At 53.3% G+C, this 20911-nt stretch carries 23 protein-coding genes; 7 read left to right on the plus strand and 16 right to left on the minus strand.

Going from position 1 to position 20911, the window contains the following annotated elements:
* Positions 1 to 2: 2 nt before the first annotated feature.
* Genes OS189_RS05475 through OS189_RS05490 form a run of 4 tightly spaced genes read right to left on the minus strand, consistent with a single transcriptional unit; the run spans position 3 to position 1359 of the window.
* The gene (locus OS189_RS05475; protein WP_267166281.1) at positions 3 to 272 is read right to left on the minus strand and encodes a flagellar biosynthetic protein FliQ; all 270 of its coding nucleotides are present in this window, start codon (positions 270 to 272) and stop codon (positions 3 to 5) included.
* Positions 272 to 562: a flagellar hook-basal body complex protein FliE gene (gene fliE / locus OS189_RS05480; RefSeq protein ID WP_267166282.1), complete on the minus strand. Its 291-nt coding sequence runs from the start codon at positions 560 to 562 to the stop codon at positions 272 to 274. Before fliE ends, OS189_RS05475 begins: the two co-directional genes overlap by 1 nt.
* Before the next feature lie 45 nt (positions 563 to 607).
* Positions 608 to 1000 (minus strand): flagellar basal body rod protein FlgC, encoded by a 393-nt coding sequence (gene flgC, locus OS189_RS05485; protein ID WP_267166283.1) that lies wholly within the window; start codon positions 998 to 1000, stop codon positions 608 to 610.
* Positions 1001 to 1011: 11 nt separating this feature from the next.
* Positions 1012 to 1359, minus strand: a complete 348-nt coding sequence (locus OS189_RS05490) for a FlgB family protein (RefSeq protein ID WP_267166284.1) — start codon at positions 1357 to 1359, stop codon at positions 1012 to 1014.
* Positions 1360 to 1478: 119 nt separating this feature from the next.
* Here OS189_RS05490 and OS189_RS05495 point away from each other — a divergent pair, with 119 nt between their 5' ends.
* Positions 1479 to 2816 (plus strand): FliI/YscN family ATPase, encoded by a 1338-nt coding sequence (locus OS189_RS05495; RefSeq protein WP_267166285.1) that lies wholly within the window; start codon positions 1479 to 1481, stop codon positions 2814 to 2816.
* Here the strand turns inward: OS189_RS05495 and OS189_RS05500 are convergent.
* The 6 genes from OS189_RS05500 to OS189_RS05525 all read right to left on the minus strand — a co-directional run bounded on the left by OS189_RS05500 (position 2813) and on the right by OS189_RS05525 (position 6176).
* The gene (locus tag OS189_RS05500) at positions 2813 to 3604 is read right to left on the minus strand and encodes a DUF1217 domain-containing protein (protein ID WP_267166286.1); all 792 of its coding nucleotides are present in this window, start codon (positions 3602 to 3604) and stop codon (positions 2813 to 2815) included. The two genes, OS189_RS05495 and OS189_RS05500, sit on opposite strands and share 4 nt — an antisense overlap.
* Positions 3604 to 4008, minus strand: a complete 405-nt coding sequence (gene flbT, locus OS189_RS05505; RefSeq protein ID WP_267166287.1) for a flagellar biosynthesis repressor FlbT — start codon at positions 4006 to 4008, stop codon at positions 3604 to 3606. Before flbT ends, OS189_RS05500 begins: the two co-directional genes overlap by 1 nt.
* A gap of 13 nt (positions 4009 to 4021) precedes the next feature.
* Entirely contained in the window at positions 4022 to 4375 is a 354-nt protein-coding gene (flaF, locus tag OS189_RS05510) for a flagellar biosynthesis regulator FlaF (RefSeq protein ID WP_267166288.1), read from the minus strand.
* 75 nt (positions 4376 to 4450) lie between these two features.
* Positions 4451 to 5299, minus strand: coding sequence for a flagellin N-terminal helical domain-containing protein (locus tag OS189_RS05515; RefSeq protein WP_267166289.1), 849 nt, complete (start codon positions 5297 to 5299; stop codon positions 4451 to 4453).
* A 254-nt stretch (positions 5300 to 5553) separates the two neighbouring features.
* The gene (locus OS189_RS05520) at positions 5554 to 5907 is read right to left on the minus strand and encodes a hypothetical protein (protein ID WP_267166290.1); all 354 of its coding nucleotides are present in this window, start codon (positions 5905 to 5907) and stop codon (positions 5554 to 5556) included.
* Positions 5904 to 6176 carry a rod-binding protein gene (locus tag OS189_RS05525; protein WP_267166291.1) on the minus strand — a complete coding sequence of 91 codons (273 nt, stop codon included), beginning with the start codon at positions 6174 to 6176 and terminating at the stop codon, positions 5904 to 5906. Before OS189_RS05525 ends, OS189_RS05520 begins: the two co-directional genes overlap by 4 nt.
* Positions 6177 to 6295: 119 nt before the next feature.
* Between OS189_RS05525 and fliK the strand changes: the two genes are divergently transcribed.
* On the plus strand, positions 6296 to 8152 hold the full coding sequence (gene fliK, locus OS189_RS05530) for a flagellar hook-length control protein FliK (RefSeq protein WP_267166292.1): 1857 nt from the start codon (positions 6296 to 6298) through the stop codon (positions 8150 to 8152).
* A gap of 9 nt (positions 8153 to 8161) precedes the next feature.
* Complete coding sequence (locus OS189_RS05535) at positions 8162 to 8827, plus strand: flagellar hook capping FlgD N-terminal domain-containing protein (RefSeq protein ID WP_267166293.1); 666 nt, start codon at positions 8162 to 8164, stop codon at positions 8825 to 8827.
* A 2-nt stretch (positions 8828 to 8829) separates the two neighbouring features.
* Here the strand turns inward: OS189_RS05535 and OS189_RS05540 are convergent, their stop codons facing one another.
* The 6 genes from OS189_RS05540 to OS189_RS05565 form a co-directional block, all read right to left on the minus strand.
* Positions 8830 to 10158, minus strand: a complete 1329-nt coding sequence (locus tag OS189_RS05540) for an NAD(P)/FAD-dependent oxidoreductase (RefSeq protein ID WP_267166294.1) — start codon at positions 10156 to 10158, stop codon at positions 8830 to 8832.
* Complete coding sequence (locus OS189_RS05545; RefSeq protein ID WP_267166295.1) at positions 10155 to 10973, minus strand: ABC transporter permease subunit; 819 nt, start codon at positions 10971 to 10973, stop codon at positions 10155 to 10157. Before OS189_RS05545 ends, OS189_RS05540 begins: the two co-directional genes overlap by 4 nt.
* Complete coding sequence (locus OS189_RS05550; RefSeq protein WP_267166296.1) at positions 10970 to 11845, minus strand: ABC transporter permease subunit; 876 nt, start codon at positions 11843 to 11845, stop codon at positions 10970 to 10972. Before OS189_RS05550 ends, OS189_RS05545 begins: the two co-directional genes overlap by 4 nt.
* The gene (locus OS189_RS05555) at positions 11845 to 12681 is read right to left on the minus strand and encodes a hypothetical protein (protein WP_267166297.1); all 837 of its coding nucleotides are present in this window, start codon (positions 12679 to 12681) and stop codon (positions 11845 to 11847) included. The genes OS189_RS05550 and OS189_RS05555 overlap by 1 nt, the downstream gene beginning before the upstream one ends.
* Complete coding sequence (locus tag OS189_RS05560) at positions 12678 to 13805, minus strand: ABC transporter ATP-binding protein (RefSeq protein ID WP_267166298.1); 1128 nt, start codon at positions 13803 to 13805, stop codon at positions 12678 to 12680. The genes OS189_RS05555 and OS189_RS05560 overlap by 4 nt, the downstream gene beginning before the upstream one ends.
* A gap of 72 nt (positions 13806 to 13877) precedes the next feature.
* Positions 13878 to 14963 (minus strand): polyamine ABC transporter substrate-binding protein, encoded by a 1086-nt coding sequence (locus OS189_RS05565; RefSeq protein ID WP_267166299.1) that lies wholly within the window; start codon positions 14961 to 14963, stop codon positions 13878 to 13880.
* A 228-nt stretch (positions 14964 to 15191) separates the two neighbouring features.
* Here OS189_RS05565 and OS189_RS05570 point away from each other — a divergent pair, with 228 nt between their 5' ends.
* From OS189_RS05570 to OS189_RS05585, 4 genes are all read left to right on the plus strand, one after another.
* The gene (locus OS189_RS05570; protein WP_267166300.1) at positions 15192 to 16589 is read left to right on the plus strand and encodes an aspartate aminotransferase family protein; all 1398 of its coding nucleotides are present in this window, start codon (positions 15192 to 15194) and stop codon (positions 16587 to 16589) included.
* Between the two features lie 204 nt (positions 16590 to 16793).
* A complete protein-coding gene (locus OS189_RS05575) occupies positions 16794 to 17894 on the plus strand; it encodes an ABC transporter ATP-binding protein (RefSeq protein ID WP_267166301.1) in 1101 nt (366 codons plus the stop codon).
* Positions 17895 to 18014: 120 nt separating this feature from the next.
* A complete protein-coding gene (locus OS189_RS05580) occupies positions 18015 to 19121 on the plus strand; it encodes an extracellular solute-binding protein (RefSeq protein WP_267166302.1) in 1107 nt (368 codons plus the stop codon).
* A 94-nt stretch (positions 19122 to 19215) separates the two neighbouring features.
* Entirely contained in the window at positions 19216 to 20901 is a 1686-nt protein-coding gene (locus tag OS189_RS05585; protein WP_416237453.1) for an ABC transporter permease, read from the plus strand.
* Positions 20902 to 20911: the final 10 nt, after the last annotated feature.

Here is a 20911-nt window from a genome sequence, read left to right on the forward strand (position 1 = left end):
CTTTATCCTCCGATAATCAGCGGGATGATTTGGTTATGAAAAAACGCGACAAGCGAGTTGGTCATGAAGTGCATCGACATCCAGAACACGACGGCAATCGCCGCCAGTTTGGGCACAAATGTCAGTGTCATTTCCTGTACGGATGTAAGCGCCTGGACCAACCCGATTGAGACACCAGTAACCAATGCCGCAATCAGGATCGGCAAAGAGATTACTACTGCAACCCATAGCCCCTGACGCATGGTGTCATAGAACACCAGTTCATCCATCATCAGACAGGCATCCGCAGAATTTCCTGATAGGCTTCGACAACTTTGTTTCGCACAGTTACCGCCGTTTCGACCGCCAGTTCGGTTTGCGCCAAAGCCTGTACCAAAGCGTGAGGATCAGCATTGCCCATCATCGTCGACTGCGCGACCTGTTCGGATTTCGCCAAGGTGGATGCGAAATCACCGGCGATACCCTTTAGCGCCGCAGCCGCGCCGCCTTCCCCCTCACCAGGTGTGGTGGCAGGTTTTGCGGTGGCGTAATTCTGGATTGCGGAAAGTGTTTTCAATTCCATTCTGGAACTCCTTCTGAAAAGTTGACCCGTAAGTCGCAGATTTTACTAATTACGTAAAAGTTGCATTAAGCTGCTCGACATCTTGCGTGCCTGATCAAACATTTTCAGGTTTGCCTCATAGCTGCGCTGGGCTTCACGTGCATCTGCAAGTTCGATCAAAAGGTTCACGTTGGAGCCTTCGTATTGTCCTGTTTCGTCGGCCATCGGATGTGCCGGATCGTACACTTGTGCCAACTCGCTCTGATCCAGACGCACGCGCCCGACCTCCACTTTTGACACCCGATCACCCTGCCCCATCGCTGTTTCGAACGAGACAAGTTTTCGCCGATACCCCGGTGTATCTGCGTTGGAAATATTCTCGGACAGGTGGCGCAAACGCTGCGCCTGCGCCTGCATTCCACTGGCAGAAACGGATCGGGCTGAAGAAAAATCGGTCATAAATATCGCTCCTATCTTGTACGCACGGAAACACGCAGCACATCCAGCGCAGATTTGTAGATTGCCAGCGCGCGGTCATGATGGCTTTTGACTTCGGCCGCCTTCATCATCTCTGTCTCAAGCGATACGGTGTTGCCGTTGGGATTATCGCCGTTGCGCATATCTGTGGGGGTCATCGACTGAACGCTGACACTGCCGTGCAAATGCCCCTGACGTGTGGCGCGTTGGATGCCTGCCATTTCGTTCGGCGCGTAAAGCTCTGCAAAGGCCGGCATTTCCTTGCCCACATACCCTGGCGTATCTGCATTCGCGACATTCTGGGATATCAATGCCTGACTTTGCCCAGCATGGCGGGCCATCGCAGACGCGGTCTGAAAGACTGTTAGATTTTCGAACATCGGGATTCTCCCTGCTGCAATTTCAATCAATGCTTAAGACTGATTCCTTTAGAAACAGTGAGCAGCAGAAAAGGAATGTCATGACAGATGCTTCGCTTATCGACGGGCTTGCCGCCCATATCGCCGATCTGCGCACTGTGTGCCCCGTAGGCAGAATCATCCGTGCGGATGGCGCTGCGTTGCACATCACCGGTCTCGCGCATGATGCATCCATCGGAGACGGGGTGAAGGTTTATCGCAAACGGGGCGTACCATTACAGGGGGAGGTTGTTCAAATTGTTGAGGAAAATCTCGTCATGCTCGCCGAAGAACCGCCAGAAGGCGTGAGCCTGAATGACAGAGCGACATTATTATCCCCTGCAGTAATCGCCCCCTCTGGTGAGTGGCTTGGCCGGATTATTGATCCCATGGGGCAGCCGCTGGATGGTAAGCCGCTTTTGCGTGGAGCGTTTTCGCGACGATTATTATGTTCACCGCCTGACGCTGCCAAGCGGCGCGCGTTCGGCCATCGCCTTGGAACCGGGCTGGCTGTTACCAACACGGTGCTTCCGATGGTCAAAGGGCAACGCATGGGGTTATTCGCAGGATCAGGCGTCGGAAAATCTACTCTGCTGGGTCAGTTCGCACGTCATATGAGCGCTGAGATCGTCGTGATCGCCATGATTGGCGAGCGGGGGCGCGAATTACGCCATTTCGTTGATAACGTTTTAGGGCCTGAGGGCCTTTCACGGGCAATTGTTGTGGCCGCGACGTCTGATCAATCACCCCTGTTACGCCGCCGCTGTGCATGGACTGCCATGGCAGTAGCCGAACATTTCCGCGATGCGGGCCAATCGGTTCTTTTTCTCGCTGATTCAATCACCCGTTTTGCCGAAGCACATCGTGAAGTTGCTGTAGCTGCTGGCGAAGCACCCGTTCTTCGTGGCTATCCTCCCTCAACGACCCATCTTATCACTTCGTTATGTGAGCGCGCTGGACCCGGAGCAGGATCACAGGGGGACATTACTGCTCTTCTGAGCGTTCTTGTCGCCGGATCCGATATGGACGAGCCAATAGCTGACATCCTTCGCGGTGTTCTTGACGGTCATATCGTATTGGATCGCACAATTGCAGAGCGCGGTAGATTCCCCGCTGTGGATGTCTTGCGCTCCGTCTCACGCAGCTTACCTGCAGCGGCGAATGATCGTGAGAACCGCCTACTCGTTTTGATCCGAAAAATGATTAGCTTATATGATTCAAACGCCATGATGATCCGCGCTGGACTTTACACTCACGGAAGTGATCCCGAAATTGACAAAGCGATTCAGCTACATCCGGAAATCGAAGCGTTTCTGGCAAAGGTGGAGCCAGATGACCCGCAGCGCAGCTTCAGCCAGTTGGAACTTATTCTCCGTCGCGCCGGACTCGGTCAGGGTTAGCCGCCTTGCAAAAGTGTAAGGGCAATTGCGTTAGATGAATAGCCTGCGTTGAATTGAGATATCTGATCACGGACAACGTATTTTGTTATCAACTCCTGAACTATCTTCGGATCGCTGAATAGCTCCAAATCATCTGATCCGAACTCTTTCTTAGCGCGATCCTTAAAGACACCGAGCTGCTGATCAATGTCGATCTGGCCGAAAGCGGCAGGCAAATTTAATGCTTTCTCAAATATTTTTCGCAAGGGCGGTTCACCCATCAAGGTAAACCACTTTGCATCATTTGACATGTCCTTTTGTGCCAAGACTCCCATCTGCCGCTCTGCGTATAACGCAAAGCGCATTGCTTCGTTTTGTTGCCCGGCTGCGACTTCAAATTCGAGCTTCTCGAAACGGTCGATGATAGCTTCAGCAAAAATGGGTTCGTCAACTTTCAGATACTCACTTGGGCCGAATCCGAAGGCCTGTGACATCTCTTTATAGCGCGGGTCTGTAAAGCGGTTTGCCAGCGCATCACTACTTGTCGTGCCTTCTTCAAGCATTTTTCGAATGAAAAATTTGCTGTTTATATCGTCCTGTAGACCAAATGCGCCCAGCGCGACGTTCAATAACCGTCTGTCTGCAACCAGTTGTTCTGCGGTTTCGATGGCGCCAATATTCTCGCGGAAATATTCGGTATCGCGTTGCAGCTGGGTGCTTTGTGTAAATGCTTTGAATTGGCTATCATAAGTGTCTTGTAGAAATCGCCAGCCCCCAAGGCCGTTTATTGGAATAACAGGCTGAAACATTAGCTTGGCCGGACGGCCAGAAGCCGCTCTTCGCGGGGCAAAAGTGCACGTAACGCCTTAAGCGTCCGATAATGCTGCTTGTCGATTACCGCTTGGCTCGCTTCCGCCAGCATCTGGCGGCTGTCTGCATCTGTGAACACTTGGCTCAATTCCTCAACCTGTCGCAACAAGGGCAAATGCGCGCTGTCAGCATCCTTGTCCCCAGACAGAACCAGTTGCACAGCAAAAAGAGTCCGGCGCACCGGCGTTTTCGCATCTTCCGGATGGATTGCATCCCGAAGCCGCAATATTTTAGCGTCAGGTGTCATTATGGCGAGGCGGCTGCGCCGGTCTCCATTTTCGATAACGGCGCCATTAATCAGAACGCGCTCTTTTGGACCAAGCTTAAGGACAAGACCACTCATATTGGATTCCATTCTATTTCAGTCCGCGCAATATCGCAGTGTTAACCTCTACCAACGGTGTCGCTGAGTCTTCTCGGTTGATAACTTTGCGGGTATGATGCTCAGTGAACTCCGCAAGGTAAATCAGCCGCGCGCGCAGGTCATCGGGCAAGAGATTTTCGGGGCTTGCGACATCCATCGCCAGCTTGCGCCACAGAGTGCGGTTCTCATGCAGTGCATGAACTAACCTATTAAAATCCTTCGCCTTAATCGCCGTCGTCAGGCGTGATGTTATGCGCGCAATAACATCATACTCTGCCTTTCGCGCAGATTTCAATGGTGCGGCGGTCGGCGCATATCCAATATGCGCAAGTACTGTTGCGTTCACGGATTTCCCTACTCATTAATGGTTTTGTGCGGGGGCGCTGACATGCGCCCCCAACTATTATCAGGAAGCCTTGATTTAACGGAACAACGACAGGATAGTCTGCGGCGTTTGGTTGGCGATCGAAAGCGCCTGAACACCCAATTGCTGCTGTGTTTGCAGCGCCTGAAGTTTGGCTGATGCCGCCTCCATGTCTGTATCGACCAAGGCGCCGATACCCGATGTCAAAGAGTCGGATAGCTTTGACACGAAATTGGCCTGATCATCCAGCCGCTTGGCTGCCGTACCAAGGTTTGCCGCGCCTGTGATCGCGAGATCAAGCATTGTGGTCAGCTCACCATAGGTAGTTGCAGCGTCTGCTGTATCCGCGGTTCCCGTCAGCGTTACGCCGGTCACCGACGCTTCCAGATTCGCAGAATCTACACTGATGGTTGTGGCCGTTGGCGCAGCATTACCAACTCGATTGATCGCACCGACAACTGTCATTGATGTTGTACCAGCACCGGCGCCATCCACATCAGTGTTGAGCAAATTGACGCCGTTAAACTGTGATCCGGCAACGATCGAGTCAAGTTGCAGCTTTTTTTCGGCCATTTCCGTGCCAATCTGTCCAAAATCCGCACCCTCCGACTGGGCAGAAATTGCTAACTGCTGCATTTCTTTAATCGTTTCGACGATCAATTCAGCGCCGGCACTGGCCACAGCAATAGCCGATTGGCCCGTTGCAAGGCTGTCTTTGACAGCATCCAGACCGGAAACATCGGATTCCATGACTTTCGAAATTGCCCAGATCGATGCGTTATCTTTTGCTGAACCGATTTCCTTGCCGGTCGAAATCTGGCTTTGCGTTTCTGACAAATTGTTGTTGATGGATTTCAAAGTTTGCAGCGCTACCATTGCGCTGTTGTTTGTAAGAATGCTCGACATTGAAGCATGTTCCTTTCGTGTCGACGCTTTGCGCCGGATAACGTCTGCACAAAAATGCGGACAGGAATGCCATTCTGACGTTTACAATCGCCCGTTCCGAGCAATGTGCCACCCGTGTACCGGATGCATCGCCATATTGCTGCTTTGGCTCTTTCTATATTCTTAACGCGGCCGATCGCTCTTCCGTGAATTTGATTCAATTGGATTTCCTGCAAAAATCACCAAAACAGCGCGTGCTTCACGGTTCCTAATTTTCATGAACGCTTTTCAAGCTTTGGTTTTGTGTCTGCAAGGATGTCCTGCTTTCGCCCTTGTGCGTCATAGGTTTCTAGTGTGGTTTGCACCTGTCGTAGCGCAGCAAGCCGCTTTGCGACTGAACGAACACCATGTAACGCACCATTCAGCAAAAGCTGGTTACGGCGCAGTTTACCTTCCAGCGGGATAATTTTTTCCGCTTGTGTTTCAGTATCTTTCAATAGCATCTCAACCATTTCTTCTTTTGCCTCAAGAAGTGTGCCCAGACCGGTCAGGTCACCTTTCAGGAGTAACGAGCGTTCACGCTCAAGTAGGAAATCAAGCTGTTCAAGGTCAATATTTCCAGCCATCATTCCGATTTCTCCTTCAGCGCTTCGAACAAAGACTGCGCCAGACCAATTCCGCCACCCTTCACGATATGTTTTGCCTGCTCCTGAACCAGAAACGAGCCGAACTGTTCTTCGCCTGCCCCGCCTCCGAAACTTTCGCTGGGTTGTCCAAACCCGGCTGACTGCAACATTTCAGCCAAAAACGCAGATTCAAGATTTTGCGCCGCTTCAAAAAGCGCTGTTTGACGGTCGGCAGGGGCTGACGGCGATAGCACGGGGGGAATCAGGGTCATCGGGAACATTCCATAAATTGCTTCGATTTTTCTGATCATGGACGCGATTCAGTAAACAACCGGTAAGGAAGTGTATGGATAGTGTTCGATGACAGACGCCGAATCTGAAGAGGCAGTGAATGAAGACTCCCGTTGCACAAATCGCAAATACCGTGATCCCGATGGTGATAAATACGCCAAAGACTCCGTTAAGCACGGAGGAGACTGAAGCTGGCCATCCAGATTTTGGCGCATTTCTGGCGATGCTACCAAACACAGAAAAAGAAGACCCCTCCGGCACGATAGACCGCGATCAGCTTCTCCAGAATGATGCGCCTTTGCCAAAAGAGAAATCACAAACGACGGCGTCACACACGATCGAGCAACGCGAGACGGCATCCAACGCGCGCAGTAGCGGAACCCCTGAAAAAAGGCACCAGCTTGACTCTTTTAGCGAGGAGCGATCAGTCTCGTCACGAATTGAAGGGGAACTCGGATCAGCTTCTTCCCCAGCGAATACGACAAACGTAACTGAAGGAAATCCGCGTTCGATTGCCCTAGAACGTTTGCCAACAAACGCTAATCTTGCGTCTGCTTTGACAGCCACTCAATTTCAGATGCAAACTGCTGATGACAAGGTGAAACAGGCCGAGGCTATGACTTTACCTGTCACGAGAGAAACCAAGAAAAATAGTCCTGACCAGAGTGATCCAAAATTTTTGCGCAACGGCTGGAATGAAGATCAAACAGGCGGAATCCTAGACGAAAACGGGTCTGGCACCGCACGTAAAAAAGGCCTTTATGGCTCAGGAGCGGCAATATCGACAGAGCCAGACGCACGTTTACCACCAGCCAGGACATCCTCGTCCCGAGATAGCGTCTCGACCAATACATCAACAGCTTTGAATAAATCGACCCAATCGACTTCTGATGTTTTTACACAAACTGGAATGGAACCCGCCAAGTTGGCGGATCAGGTCCGTGGACCTCGCCAATCCGATAGTATTTCAAAGCCGAAACCAGTGCACGCCGACCCTTTGAACGGTAACGCGCAGAGTGAGAATGACGCTACGGAATCGTTTCGGAAGCCTAAATCCGCGAAAATGTTAGATTCCATTCTGATACCAACGGGATCTAATGCTGGCGCACCGACCATGGCCACCACCGCACCACCTTACCGCCGCGACTCCCCTCTTTCGCTAGGCCAGGCATTCGATCACGTTGATTCCCAGGTAGAAGCAGGAGGACAAAAACCCAAGGTCCTTTTACCTGAAAAACAAAGCTCGCGGCGGGCAGGTTTGCCTACGATACATACGAGCCTGACAGACCAAGATAACAGGAGTGGTGACATACACCTTACGACTGGCAAATCCCATCAGACGACGACGCGTAGTCAGACGGAAGAGACACCCGCTTCCGGCATTATAAGAAAGTTGCTCCCAGCGAAGCATGCAGGAAAGATTGAAGACGGAGTAGGGATCAAACCTTCGCTGATGGCTTCATTAGAGAGCCCCGATTTATCTAGCTGGGACAGTGTGCGGATTTCAAATATTCCTCAATCAGCACTTCAACCGCTACGTAGTGAATTGCCACCACACGTTGCACGGCAAATGATAGAGGTCATGGTGCAAGCCGTCCATCGACCTGTTGAAATTGCGCTGTCGCCGCAAGAACTGGGGCGGGTACGCATGTCTATCATTACTGATGACGGGGCGATTACTGTCAATATTATTGCGGAACGTGCCGATACAATTGACTTGATGCGCCGTCATATCGATCAGTTGGGCCAGACATTTCGCAATATGGGCTACGAACAGATCAACTTCGCTTTTGGTCATGGCGCAAGCCGTGGTGATGAAGGCGAAAAGCAGCCGCATGACGGGCAGACAGGCACTTTGCCAGACGGCGATGAACGGACAGTCCAGGAGACCAACGCAGAAACCGCCGTTATTCAACTGGATAGTTTGTCTGAAAGCGGCGTCGATATCCGCCTTTAAGGAATAATTATGATACCTTCTGCTCTGACACCTTCGGGTGTCGCTACCACCGCAGGATCTGCACCGCAGACCAGCGCCGTGCTGTCATCGGACTTTGAAACCTTTATCAACATGCTGACCACACAGGCCAAATATCAAGACCCGCTAGAGCCGTTGGACAGTTCGGAATATGCCGCGCAACTTGCGCAGTTTTCGATGGTCGAACAGCAGGTGTTGTCAAACGATCTATTGACCGCATTGGCCAACCAGTTGGGTAGTGGAACCATGGGGCAGATGGCCGGATGGATCGGAATGGAGGGACGGACAACCGCACCCGTCCCGTTTGACAGCGCGCCGATCACTGTTCTGCCGACCCCTCCCGCCGGCGCTGAGGAAATGCAATTGGTAGTTTTTGATGTGCAGGGTCGCGAGGTTGATCGCGGCGCGTTGCCTGTTTCTTCCGATCCGGTTGTTTGGGCGGGGGTCGGGCCGGATGGACGGCCCGTGCCTGCCGGTCTTTACCGCTTCGAAGTGGAGGCAACAGGGGCCAATGGCATTACGCTACCAACCACACAGGCCGCAACTTATGCACGCATCATCGAAGTACAAAACCTTGGCGCGGAAGCTCGCGTGGTGTTTGCCGGAGGTGCAGAAGCGCCTGCTTCCAGCATCACCGCACTTCGCGAAGGCACATGATTTTAGCGGTCGGCAAGCATGAAGGCAGCGTAGGCAAACGGCATAACCGCGCGGCGCCACCTGCCCAGTTCGAAACGTCTCAAGGGTTGTCGTATCGTTTCGGGATAAATCAAATCCGGTGTCTTTTCCTGCACCAGCTGCGCCAGCAATGCGCCGCTGTAACTGCCCATCGCGACGCCGTTACCATGGTAGCACATTCCGGCCCATAATCCGCGCTGGTCGGGGACTTGCCCGACAAACGGCATCAGATCACGGGCAAGACATACCATTCCTGACCATCCGTGCGCTGCTTCGACCGTCTGCCACGCCGGAAACATTGCATCAAATTCCGTGCGAATTTTTGCTTTGGCCTTTGCTTCGGCTTTCGCTCCACTACGCAATCCACCCCGCATACCGAACAAAAAACGCCGGTCCGGCATCAGGCGGAAGTAGTGCAACAAATTGCGGGTATCGTAAGCCATCTGCTCGCTGGTCCATCCGGCTTCGGCCAGTTCATCATCGCTCAGCGGGCGGGTGACAATGACGTTGGATTGGCTGGGCATATAACGCCCTGCCAACCAATCAGGCAGGTTTTCGGATGAATACCCGTTAGTTGCCAAAATAACTTGATCAGCTTTCAACGTATGGCCATTCACCTTCAGTGCCCAACCGTCGATCCGGTTGTCCATCGAGGTTACGAGGCTTTTTTCAAATATTTGAGCGCCCGCTGCCGTCGTAGCGCGCGCCAGCCCGCGGATGTATTTGCGCGGGTTCAGGCCAAACCCTGCTTCAACCGTAAGACCCCCATGAAACGGGCCAGCCATGCCCATTGGCGCAAGATCTTCCGCGCTGTGTATTTGATGGGGCACGCCGTAATTTTCCGCAATACTCCCGGCATGTGTTTTCAAAGCATCCAGATCTTTGGGCCGATGGGCAAGGGATGTCTCACCGTGCGAATGGCGATCAACATCAATGGTGTTTTCTTCAATTATGCTTTCAACGAACTGGATCGCTGCCACCTCGGTTCGGCGGAATTCAACCCGCCCCTTGGTGCCAAAGCGGCTATCAAGAGCCGCGTCATCTGCTATTCCGCCACCCAAGCAGCAAAAGCCGCCATTGCGGCCCGATGCGCCCCAGCCAATGCGCTGTGCCTCCAGCACGGTTACAGTGATACCCGCACGCGCCAGAAACAGCGCCGCAGTCAGTCCGGTGAAACCTGCGCCGATAATAGCAACATCAGTTCGCGCCGCCGCCGAAAATTCGGGCTGCGCAGGAATCTCACAGGTTTCATCCCACCAACACCCGGCGCGGGGACCTTCGCCATAAGCGTACTCATTAAACAGACGCTTCACGCGCCACGCTCTGCCGCCTGTGCATCTCTTTGGGCACGCACCGAATTTCGCTTGGACACCAATGAAGCACTGATCACACCAACCGTCACAATCCCGATCATCAATGTAGAAAGCGCGTTTATTTCTGGCGAAACGCCAAGGCGCACCGCGCTCCAGATTTTGATCGGCAAGGTGGTTGATGACGGACCGGACACAAACGATGCGATCACCAGATCATCAAGGCTGAGCGTGAAGGCCAGAAGCCAGCCTGAAATCACGGCAGGCGCGATAATTGGTAGCGTCACAAGCCGGAAGGCATCAAAACGGTTGCACCCCAGATCAAGGGCCGCTTCCTCCAGCGAGCGGTCAAAACTGACCAGCCGAGACGAAACAACAACCGACACGAAACACATCGAAAAAGTCGTATGCGCCAGAACGATTGTCAGCACACCACGATCAAGACCGATGCCAATAAACAACAACAGAAGCGACAGGCCCGTGATTACTTCGGGCATAACAAGCGGCGCATAGATCATACCGGAAAACAGTGTGCGGCCAAAGAAGCGGCCGCTGTTCACCAGCACATAGGCCGCCATCGTTCCCAAGATAGTTGCGAACGTAGACGAGATAATTGCCACTTCGAGCGTAATCCAGGCGGCACTTAAAAACGCTTCATCGCGCAGCAATTCGCCGTACCATTTGGTTGAAAAGCCTGCCCATACCGTGACCAGTTTGGATTCGTTGAAGCTGTAGATCACCAGTAGGACCATAGGCAGGTACAGAAAGGTGAACCCGAGGGTCAGCGATGTGACGTTAAAGATGCTCAGACGTTTCATGCTTCGGCCTCCGCCTGCTTTTGCTGGTTTCGCTGGAACAGCACGATCGGCACGATCAGGATCAACAGCAGAATAACTGCCACCGCCGAGGCCACCGGCCAGTCACGGTTGTTGAAGAACTCCTCAAACAGAACCTTGCCGATCATTAACGTGCCAGAACCACCCAGCAGCGAAGGGATAACGAATTCGCCCAGCGCCGGAATGAACACCAGAAAACATCCCGCGATTATTCCGTTTTTGGACAGCGGCACCGTTACAAGCCAGAATGCGGAGAGGCGCGAACAGCCAAGGTCTTCTGCTGCTTCGATCAGGCTGTCATCCATACGCTCAAGCTGCGCGTAGATCGGCAGGATCATAAATGGCAGGTAGGTATAGACGATCCCGATATACACGGCCGTGTTGGTGTTCAGTATCGTCAGCGGCTCTGAAATCAAACCGATAGACAGCAGGAACTGGTTCAGGAGTCCTTCATTGCTCAGGATACCGATCCACGCATACACGCGGATCAGAAACGAGGTCCAGAAAGGCAGGATCACCAACATCATCAAGGTTGCGCGCCATTCTTGCGGGGCGCGGGCCATACCGTAGGCCATCGGATACCCTACCAGCAAAGTCAGAATTGTGGAGAACAGGGCAATTTTCAAACTGCTCAGGTAGGCTTTGTAATACAGATCATCGCTTGTCAGAAACTTGAAATTCTCAAAATCAAGCCCTTGGATCAACGCGCCAAAACCGTCCTTCAGCGTCGGAGTATAGGGCGGGATCGCGAGCGCAGTGTCCGAAAGCGATATCTTGAACACGATCAGAAAGGGAACCAGAAAAAGCGCCAGCAGCCATATGTATGGCACCGCAATCAATGCAAATCTGCGCATCAGTTTTCCTCCCAGTAAGGTGTGACGGTAAGGCTTACCTCACCTGTACGGTTCTTGAAATAGTCCACACCGGCAGGGCGTTGCTCTTCCATAAAGAGGGCCGCAGCAAAATAGGCGTCCTTCACCGAAATATCCTTTCTGCTGTCCATCCCGTGCGTTGCGCGCAGCGCACGCATGTTCCAGCGCCTGCCAAGGCGTCTGGGCACAGCGGCAAACAGATAAGCATCCCAACCCATCGGCGGCGTAATTTCCAACAGTTTGAAACCGCTGGTTTCAAACCCTTGCCTTGCAAAGGCCGCCGTGACCTCGGGGCCGGTTTTAGCGTACCGAATATTTTCAGGCAGAGCGTTTATTTTGGAAAGGATCGTGCCCGTCTTGCCAGTCATTCTCTCGAACAATTCGTCAAACTGTGCCGCAGCCTCCTCGGTGTCTTCTTTCCAGTCAAAATACACCAATGGCATGACGGCATCTGTGTTCAAATGGATCGACACAAGTGCTTGCACAACGATACCACCGAAATCTTCGGGGCCAGCACCATCATCATATTGATCCCAAATTTCCCAATCTTCCGGCGCATCAGACGGTAGCACTCCTTGCGCCATCATATCATCGACAAACCTGAGCAAACCGGAATGACCGTTTGACATGTCATGTGCAAACACACGCAATCTGTCCTTGAGCGGTGGCAATTCTAGATCGGGCAGTTCGGGAGGACTGACGGGAGGTGCCTGTATTGGCGGGGGCCGTTTTACGGGCCTGCGAAAATACCATATCAGGCCGACGATAATTGCGGCCAAGGGCAGATAGTTCAGAAAGAGGCTTTCCAGAAAACTCATTCTGCCAAAAGCACTCCGGCGGTCGCGTTCCATCGGATCCAGACGGAATCTTCCCATGTGATATCACGGCGCGACAGGCGGCGGGTGTTTGCGGTCTGCGCCTTGATGATCTGCCCCCCCGGCAATTCCACGTGATAGGTGCTGAGATTTCCCAGATAGGCGATGTCCAGAACCTTGCCTTCAACGGCATTTTCAGCTTCTTCCGGCTTTTCCTTGGTGATCGAGATTTTTTCAGGGCGGATGGCAAGATGACACTCCTGCCCCTCGCTGAAAGGCCGCTCGGAGGTTGCGAGAATTGGCGCTTGGTTGACCCCCCAATCCACGTAATATTGCCCCTTCTTGGCTGCCTGGGCAGTGCCACTGATAATATTCACGTCACCGATGAAATCGGCCACATAAACGCTGTTGGGCGTTTCATAGATACCGCTTGGGGTGGCCACCTGAATGATCCGGCCTTCATCCATTACGGCCACGCGCGATGCGACGGTCATCGCTTCTTCCTGATCGTGGGTCACGATGACAAAGGTGGTGCCGGTCGTTTCCTGAATATCCATCAATTCAAACTGGGTATCCTGCCGCAGTTTTTTGTCCAGCGCGCCCAGCGGCTCGTCCAGCAGCAACAACTTTGGCCCCTTGGCGAGACTGCGCGCCAGTGCGACACGCTGGCGCTGACCACCTGATATCTGGTGCGGCTTGCGGCGGGCGAATTTCTCCAGCCGCGTCAGCTTGAGCATTTCTGACACCCGCGCGTCAATCTTGTCTTTCGGCATCTTGTCCCGTTTGAGGCCGAAAGCGATGTTGTCGTAAACGCTCAGGTGCGGGAACAAGGCATACGATTGGAACATCATGTTCACTGCGCGCTGGTTTGGCGGTACGTTTGCAATGTCCTGTCCGGCCAGTTCGATTGTGCCTTCCGAAACACTTTCAAATCCCGCGAGCATGCGCATCATTGTCGTTTTGCCACAGCCCGACGGGCCAAGCAGGGCAAAGAATTCTCTTTCGTAGATATCCTGCGTCAGGTCATCAATCGCAACAAATTCGCCAAAGCGTTTTGTAACGTTTTTGAACCGGATCAGGGGTTTTGCGTTCGGGTCGTCCCAAGGGGCGAAGACGGTTGTGCTCACGGGTGATATTCCTTGCGTTCGCCGCGTTTGGATGGGGCGGCACCTGTGCGCGCCGCCCCGCTGTCTGACAGATCAAGTACCGGATTTGATCTTGGTCCATGTGCGTGTCACCACGCGCTGCACCTTTGGGGGGTAGGGGGTGGTGGTGAACAGGTTTTCCAGCGTGTCATCATCAGGATAAATCGCCGGATCGCCGATCACATCCTCCAGCAGGAACTCTTGCGAGGCCTTGTTGCCGTTGGCGTAATAAACATAGTTCGAAGCCGCCGCAGCGTTCTTGGCATCCATGATGAAGTTCAGGAATTTGTGTGCTGCTTCGACGTTTGGCGCATCAACCGGAATCGCCATCTGATCGAACCACATCTGCGCCCCTTCCTTGGCCGCATGATAAGCAATTTCTACACCATTATCAGCTTCTGCCGCGCGATCACGCGCCTGCAAGATATCGCCGGACCAGCCGACAGCCACACAGATGTCACCATTTGCCAAGGCGTTAATATATTCAGAGCTGTGGAATTTCTGGATGTAGGGCCGGACCTTGGCATAGACCTCTTCGGTTTTCGCGATAACTTCGGGGTCATGGCTGTCTGGATCCTCGCCGATGTATTTCAGCGCCATAGGCAGCATCTCGGCGGGGGCATCAAGGAAATGCACACCACATTCTGCCAGTTTGGACATGTTATCAGGGTTCAAAACCAGTTCGAGTGAATCAACAGGTGCGTCTTCACCAAGGATTTCACGCACCTTGCCCAGATTCACACCGATGCCAGTGGTGCCCCACATATAGTTGATGGAATAGGCGTTATCAGGGTCATACTGCTCTGTCCGGTCTGTCACTACACCCCACATGTTCGAGATGTTAGGCAGTTTGGACATATCCAGTTTCTGGAACGCACCCGCAGTGATCTGACGTTGCAGGAACGTACCCGATGGCACAACAACATCATATCCCGATCCGCCAGCCAGCAATTTTGTCTCCAGCACTTCGTTGCTGTCAAAGACGTCGTAGATCAGCTTGATGCCGGTTTCTTCTTCGAATTTGGCCAACAATTCTTCGTCGATATAGTCGGACCAGTTGTACACACGTACTTCTTCAGCCATGGCCATGCCAGCCAGCAGCGACACAGCCGCGGTACCAGTCAAAAGTGCTTTGATCATTTACGGAACTCCCATCAGTTACACCGGGTTGATCCCGGCATTGGCGAAAAGATGATCAAATTTCGCACTGTTTGCCAAGGCAAAACATGTCGATTACCCTCTTTTGAGAACATTTGAGCGCAAATACTTTTGCGCAAACGGAAACATCACAATCCACAGCAAGATTGACCGCGCAAGAATTTGATCATATTTTAAGCTCAGCCATACATTAGCCTATAGGGGCCTTTCATGACCATCATATCCAACCATCTTCCCACCGCCGAATTGCAAGCACTAGATGCCGCCCACCACATGCATCCGTTTACCACGAATGATGAGTTGGGTGAGCGTGGCGCGCGCGTAATCACCAGTGCCAAAGGCATCTATTTGCGCGACAGCGAGGGGAACGAAATTCTCGATGCGATGGCGGGTCTATGGTGTGTGAATCTCGGTTATGGTCGCGATGAACTGGTACAGGTTGCTACCCGCCAAATGGCGGAACTGCCCTATTATAACACATTCTTCAACACAACCCACACACCTGCGCTTGCGCTCGCTGCCGAATTGGCAAAGCTGGCACCGGAAGGATTGAACCATGTATTCTTCGCCGGTTCCGGCTCCGAGGCGAATGATACAAACCTGCGGATGGTGCGCACCTACTGGGCGGAAAAAGGGCACCCCGAAAAATCACACATCATCAGCCGGAAAAACGGCTATCACGGCTCTTCCATGGGATCGGGCTCATTAGGTGGGATGGCATATATGCATGCACAGGGTGGCATGCCGATTCCCGGAATTCATCACATCGGGCAGCCTGATTGGTGGGCCGAGGGTGGCGATCACACGCCAGAAGATTTCGGCTTGCTGCGCGCCCGGGAACTCGAAGAGAAAATCCTCGAACTGGGAGCGGGGAATGTTGCTGCGTTTATCGCAGAGCCGGTGCAAGGCGCAGGCGGCGTGATTGTGCCGCCCAGCACCTACTGGCCGGAAATCCAGCGTATCTGTGACAAGCACAATATCCTGATCATCGCTGACGAGGTGATCTGCGGGTTCGGGCGCACAGGCAACTGGTTCGGCTCCACGACGATGGGGATCAAACCGCATATCATGACCATCGCAAAGGGTCTAAGCTCGGGATACGTACCGATTGGCGGATCGATTGTATGTGACGAAATCGCAGAAGTAATCAACGCAATCGAATTCAACCACGGCTACACCTATTCGGGCCACCCCGTCTGCGCCGCTGTGGCGTTGGAAAACCTGCGCCTTTTGCAGGATGAAAACGTTCTTGATCATGTAAACAACGTGGCGGGCCCCGCCCTTCACGCTGCGCTTGAGAAGTTGGGAGAACATCCGCTGGTCGGCGGCGTGAATGTGAAGGGTATGATGGCCTCGCTGCCGATGACCCCGAACAAGGACACCCGCGCCAAATTCGCAATGGATGAAGGGACCGTTGGATTCATGTGCCGTGAACGCTGCTTTGCCAACAATCTGGTGATGCGTCACGTCGGGGATCGCATGATCATTTCCCCGCCGCTGGTTATCACACCGGAAGAGATTGACGTGTTCCACACCCGCGCCAAACTCGCACTGGACGAGACTTATAAAGCGCTAAAAGACGGTGACATGCTGAAAACCGCTTCGTGAGGGATGCGGGTCCGGACATAGTGATTCATCTCCGGACCCGTTTTTTGCAGTTCATTCTACCGATATTTGATGGAAATTTAGGCAATTTGCCTTGAATCAGCTTATTTGTAACATTTCTAGCTTTATCCAGTTGCAAAGAGGGGCAGGCATGCGTTTAGTCAGACGCAATGTTAAAAATAATAAAGACTACGGGGAGCCATACATTTGGCGAATACTAAATCCAGCGACGCGTTTGTCGAATTTGAACGTGTGCAAAAGAGCTATGACGGCGAGAACCTTGTCGTCAAAGATCTGAACCTAAGCCTGCCCAAAGGCGAATTTCTGACAATGCTTGGGCCATCGGGGTCGGGTAAAACGACCTGTCTGATGATGCTTGCCGGATTTGAGACGGCAACGTATGGCGACATCCGCCTAGATGGCGTTTCGATCAATAACATCCCGCCTCACAAGCGCGGCATCGGCATGGTTTTCCAGAACTACGCCCTGTTCCCGCATATGACAGTTGCCGAGAATCTGTCTTTCCCGCTGGAAGTCCGCAAAATGGGCAAATCCAAACGCGAGGAAAAAATCATGCGCACCCTCGACATGGTGCAGATGCGTGATTTCGCGGGCCGGCGTCCTGCGCAGTTGTCAGGGGGCCAGCAGCAGCGGATCGCACTAGCGCGCGCACTTGTGTTCGAACCCGAGCTTGTGTTGATGGACGAACCGCTGGGCGCGCTGGACAAACAGTTACGCGAGACCCTGCAGTTCGAGATCACCAAGCTGGCGCATGATCTGGGGATCACCGTTGTTTACGTAACCCACGACCAGACCGAAGCCCTCACCATGTCCGATCGCGTGGCGGTGTTTGACGATGGCCGCATCCAGCAGCTTGCGCCACCGGACAAACTGTATGAAGAGCCAGAAAACAGTTTTGTTGCGCAATTTATTGGTGAGAATAACACGTTAGAAGGCACCGTACAGGACATCAGGAACGGTATCGCGATTGTCAAACTGGACAGCGGTGAATTAATCGATGCGAAGCCGGTCAACGTCTCGAAAGCCGGTGAACGCACCCGCGTTTCAATCCGCCCCGAGCGGGTGGAATATAACAGGGAACGCTTGCAGGAAGACGCATTTACCCTGAAAGCCGAAGTGCTGGAATTCATTTATATGGGTGATATTTTCCGCACACGCCTACGTGTTGCAGGCAGGGACGACTTTGTCATCAAGACCCGCAACGCACCTGATCAGGATCGCCTGACACCCGGCACCCAGATCGAAATCGGCTGGCTGCCCGAAGATTGCCGCGCGCTGGACGCATAAGACCACCGCGCATGATGTATCGCGCCGCACACTCTGCGGCGTGATCTATAAAGGGTGGCAGCTAAACCCGTTGTTGTCGCCTTGAAATACCGCAACGGGATAAAACTGGGAGAGAAAAGAATGAATCTTACAAAAACTCTGATGACATCAACCGCGCTTACAGTCGCGGCTAGCATGTCTTTTGCTGAGAGCCATATGGCCAACGAGATGACAATCGTAAGCTGGGGCGGGGCATACTCCAACAGCCAGCAAAAGGCTTATCACGACCCCTACATGGAAAAAACCGGCGTCAAAATCATCAATGACGAATCCTCGAACGAGGCGGTGGCCAAACTGCGCGCGATGAACGAAGCAGGCAATGTCACATGGGACGTTGTCGATGTTGTTGCAGCCGATGCCCTCCGTCTTTGCGACGAAGGTCTGGCGATGGAAATCGACCCTGACGAAATGCTTGCCGATGGCGATGACGGCTCCAAAGCTTCCGACGATTTTGGCGACCTGTTGGTGGGCGACTGCTTTATCCCGCAGATCGTATATTCCACAACAGTTGGCTATCGCACCGATCTAGTGGGTGACAAAGCCCCGACAGATATCTGTGCACTGTTCGATCTGGAAGCATATCCCGGCAAGCGTTCGCTGGAAAAGCGCCCGATCAACAACATGGAATGGGCGCTGCTGTGTGACGGCGTTGCAAAAGACGAAGTCTATGACGTGCTGGAAACAGCCGAAGGCCAGCAGCAAGCGCTGGATAAACTGGCGACGATCAAAGACAACGTTGTCTGGTGGTCAGCCGGCGCCGATACGCCACAACTATTGGCCGATGGCGAAGTGATTATGGGTTCCACCTACAATGGCCGTCTGTTCAGCTTGATCGAAGAACAGAACCAGCCGGTTGCAATGCTGTGGGACGCGCAGGTGTTCGACCTTGACGGATGGATCATTCCAACCGGCTTGACAGACGAGCGTAAGGCACGCGCGCTGGACTATATCATGTTCGCAACAGACACAAAGCGTCTGGCAGATCAGGCGAAATACATCGCCTACGGTCCTGCACGTAAATCCTCCGCACCGCTGGTGGACAAGCACGCAGAACTGGGCATCGATATGGCCCCACACATGCCGACCGATCCCGAAAACGCCAAGAACACATTCTTGTATAACTACGAGTTCTGGGCAGATTACCGTGATGACATCGACGCCAAATTCCAGGCGTGGTTGGTACAATAAGCTGATGCAGCTTATGGAGGGGGCCCATCGCGGCCCTCTCCGCACTAGATTTGTTAGTTAATTTACCATTTCCGACCAAGCCGATGGGGACACCATGAGCGACGCACCAACAGTCCAAACCGCCGCATCTTCCGCCGCAGAGGCGCGCGCTGCGGATGCCGCCCATACGGGGCCCATGCTGGCTGCAGATGGCACGCCGCTGAAGAAGTCACTAAACCGTGCATTGCGACTGCAAAAAGTACGGGCCTTGGCGCTGATCGGCCCGCTTCTGATCTTTGTACTGGTTACATTTATCGCGCCGATTGCTGATATGCTGTTCCGCTCGGTCGAGAACGAGATCGTGTCCAACACATTACCGCGCACCACAGATATGCTGGCGGAATGGGATGCAAAAGGCACCGAATTTCCGCAGGAGCCGATATTCGAGGCGCTCTACGACGACATGTTTTTTGCCAAAGAAGCAAAACTGCACACACGCCTCGGCTCGCGTTTGAATTATGAACTGACGGGTGTTTCATCGTTGTTTCGCAAAACCGGCCGCAAGGTTGACGATATGGGAGAGGTTTATCAGGATCAATTCGAAGATCTTGATGATTTCTGGAAGACCGGCGAGAACTGGAACAGCTTGATGGCCAGCGATGGCTGGCTTGTCGCGATGGACGGCTGGAAAAAATCCGACGGTAAACAGCCACCGTTTGAATTGCGCGAAGGTATCGCAGAGATGCTGCCTGCCACGACCGAAACCTATGTGCGGTTTGCAGACTTCATCCAGAACCAGGACGAAGACAATCTTTATAAGAAAGATCCGTGGGCGATTGTGTATTCATCACTGCATGCGGATTTGACAGGCCAGAACAGCGTCGCGTCCTATACCGGCCCCGCTGCAGCAGAGCTGAAAGCAGCAGCCGCAGCCGCACCTGCATTTGAGACAGTGAACTTTTCCGAGGCCTTCCGCGATATCGATAAAGACTGGCACGCGTTGGATGTCTGGCAGACCATCAAGGTTTACAGCCCGAAATATACGTCCGGCTATTTCCTGAACGCGGTCGACATGCAAAAATCGGTGGACGGCCCCGAACTTCGCCCCGAAAACGAACGCATTTACGGGATTTTGTTCTGGCGTACGATTGTGATGTCGGTTGTGATCACGGGCTCGTGCATTCTGCTGGGCTATCCGGTGGCGTGGATTTTGGCAAACCTGCCCGTTCGCCAAGCTAACCTGCTGCTGATCCTTGTACTACTGCCGTTCTGGACGTCTCTTCTGGTCCGCACCTCGGCCTGGAAAGTAATGCTGCAGCAGGAAGGTGTCATCAACGATACGCTTGTCTGGCTGGGGCTTGTGGCCACAGATGACCGATTGGCGCTGATCAACAACCAGACAGGCACGATCATCGCGATGACACATATTTTGCTGCCGTTTATGATCCTGCCGCTTTACTCTGTGATGCAGACGATCCAGCCCAGCTATCTGCGTGCGGCGAAATCGCTGGGCGCAACGAACTGGACCGCGTTCTGGCGCGTGTACTTCCCGCAATCCATTCCCGGTATCGGGGCGGGCAGTATCCTCGTCTTTATTCTGGCCATCGGTTACTATATCACCCCTGCGATTGTGGGTGGTACGTCGGGAACATTCATCTCGAACCGGATCGCCTATCATATCTCCAGCTCGCTGAACTGGGGTCTTGGTGCCGCGCTGGGCGCGATTCTCTTGGCGGCCGTGCTGCTGCTGTATTACGCTTACGACAAGATCGTCGGCATTGATAACGTGAAACTCGGATAAGGAGCAGACC

Origin of the sequence: Sulfitobacter sp. F26169L (genome assembly GCF_026410285.1) — a bacterium.
GTDB lineage: Bacteria > Pseudomonadota > Alphaproteobacteria > Rhodobacterales > Rhodobacteraceae > Sulfitobacter.

What these genes read in the sequence shown, in the direction of transcription:
- OS189_RS05580 (WP_267166302.1), top strand. Translation starts at nt 18,015, where the DNA reads ATGAATCTTACAAAAACTCTGATGACATCAACCGCGCTTACAGTCGCG.
- fliE (WP_267166282.1), bottom strand. Translation starts at nt 562, where the DNA reads ATGGAATTGAAAACACTTTCCGCAATCCAGAATTACGCCACCGCAAAA.
- OS189_RS05515 (WP_267166289.1), bottom strand. Translation starts at nt 5,299, where the DNA reads ATGTCGAGCATTCTTACAAACAACAGCGCAATGGTAGCGCTGCAAACT.
- OS189_RS05525 (WP_267166291.1), bottom strand. Translation starts at nt 6,176, where the DNA reads ATGACCCTGATTCCCCCCGTGCTATCGCCGTCAGCCCCTGCCGACCGT.
- OS189_RS05495 (WP_267166285.1), top strand. Translation starts at nt 1,479, where the DNA reads ATGACAGATGCTTCGCTTATCGACGGGCTTGCCGCCCATATCGCCGAT.
- OS189_RS05565 (WP_267166299.1), bottom strand. Translation starts at nt 14,963, where the DNA reads ATGATCAAAGCACTTTTGACTGGTACCGCGGCTGTGTCGCTGCTGGCT.
- OS189_RS05570 (WP_267166300.1), top strand. Translation starts at nt 15,192, where the DNA reads ATGACCATCATATCCAACCATCTTCCCACCGCCGAATTGCAAGCACTA.
- OS189_RS05585 (WP_416237453.1), top strand. Translation starts at nt 19,216, where the DNA reads ATGAGCGACGCACCAACAGTCCAAACCGCCGCATCTTCCGCCGCAGAG.
- OS189_RS05545 (WP_267166295.1), bottom strand. Translation starts at nt 10,973, where the DNA reads ATGAAACGTCTGAGCATCTTTAACGTCACATCGCTGACCCTCGGGTTC.
- fliK (WP_267166292.1), top strand. Translation starts at nt 6,296, where the DNA reads ATGAAGACTCCCGTTGCACAAATCGCAAATACCGTGATCCCGATGGTG.
- flbT (WP_267166287.1), bottom strand. Translation starts at nt 4,008, where the DNA reads ATGAGTGGTCTTGTCCTTAAGCTTGGTCCAAAAGAGCGCGTTCTGATT.
- flgC (WP_267166283.1), bottom strand. Translation starts at nt 1,000, where the DNA reads ATGACCGATTTTTCTTCAGCCCGATCCGTTTCTGCCAGTGGAATGCAG.
- OS189_RS05500 (WP_267166286.1), bottom strand. Translation starts at nt 3,604, where the DNA reads ATGTTTCAGCCTGTTATTCCAATAAACGGCCTTGGGGGCTGGCGATTT.
- OS189_RS05520 (WP_267166290.1), bottom strand. Translation starts at nt 5,907, where the DNA reads ATGATGGCTGGAAATATTGACCTTGAACAGCTTGATTTCCTACTTGAG.
- OS189_RS05490 (WP_267166284.1), bottom strand. Translation starts at nt 1,359, where the DNA reads ATGGCCCGCCATGCTGGGCAAAGTCAGGCATTGATATCCCAGAATGTC.
- OS189_RS05555 (WP_267166297.1), bottom strand. Translation starts at nt 12,681, where the DNA reads ATGAGTTTTCTGGAAAGCCTCTTTCTGAACTATCTGCCCTTGGCCGCA.
- OS189_RS05475 (WP_267166281.1), bottom strand. Translation starts at nt 272, where the DNA reads ATGATGGATGAACTGGTGTTCTATGACACCATGCGTCAGGGGCTATGG.
- OS189_RS05550 (WP_267166296.1), bottom strand. Translation starts at nt 11,845, where the DNA reads ATGCGCAGATTTGCATTGATTGCGGTGCCATACATATGGCTGCTGGCG.
- OS189_RS05535 (WP_267166293.1), top strand. Translation starts at nt 8,162, where the DNA reads ATGATACCTTCTGCTCTGACACCTTCGGGTGTCGCTACCACCGCAGGA.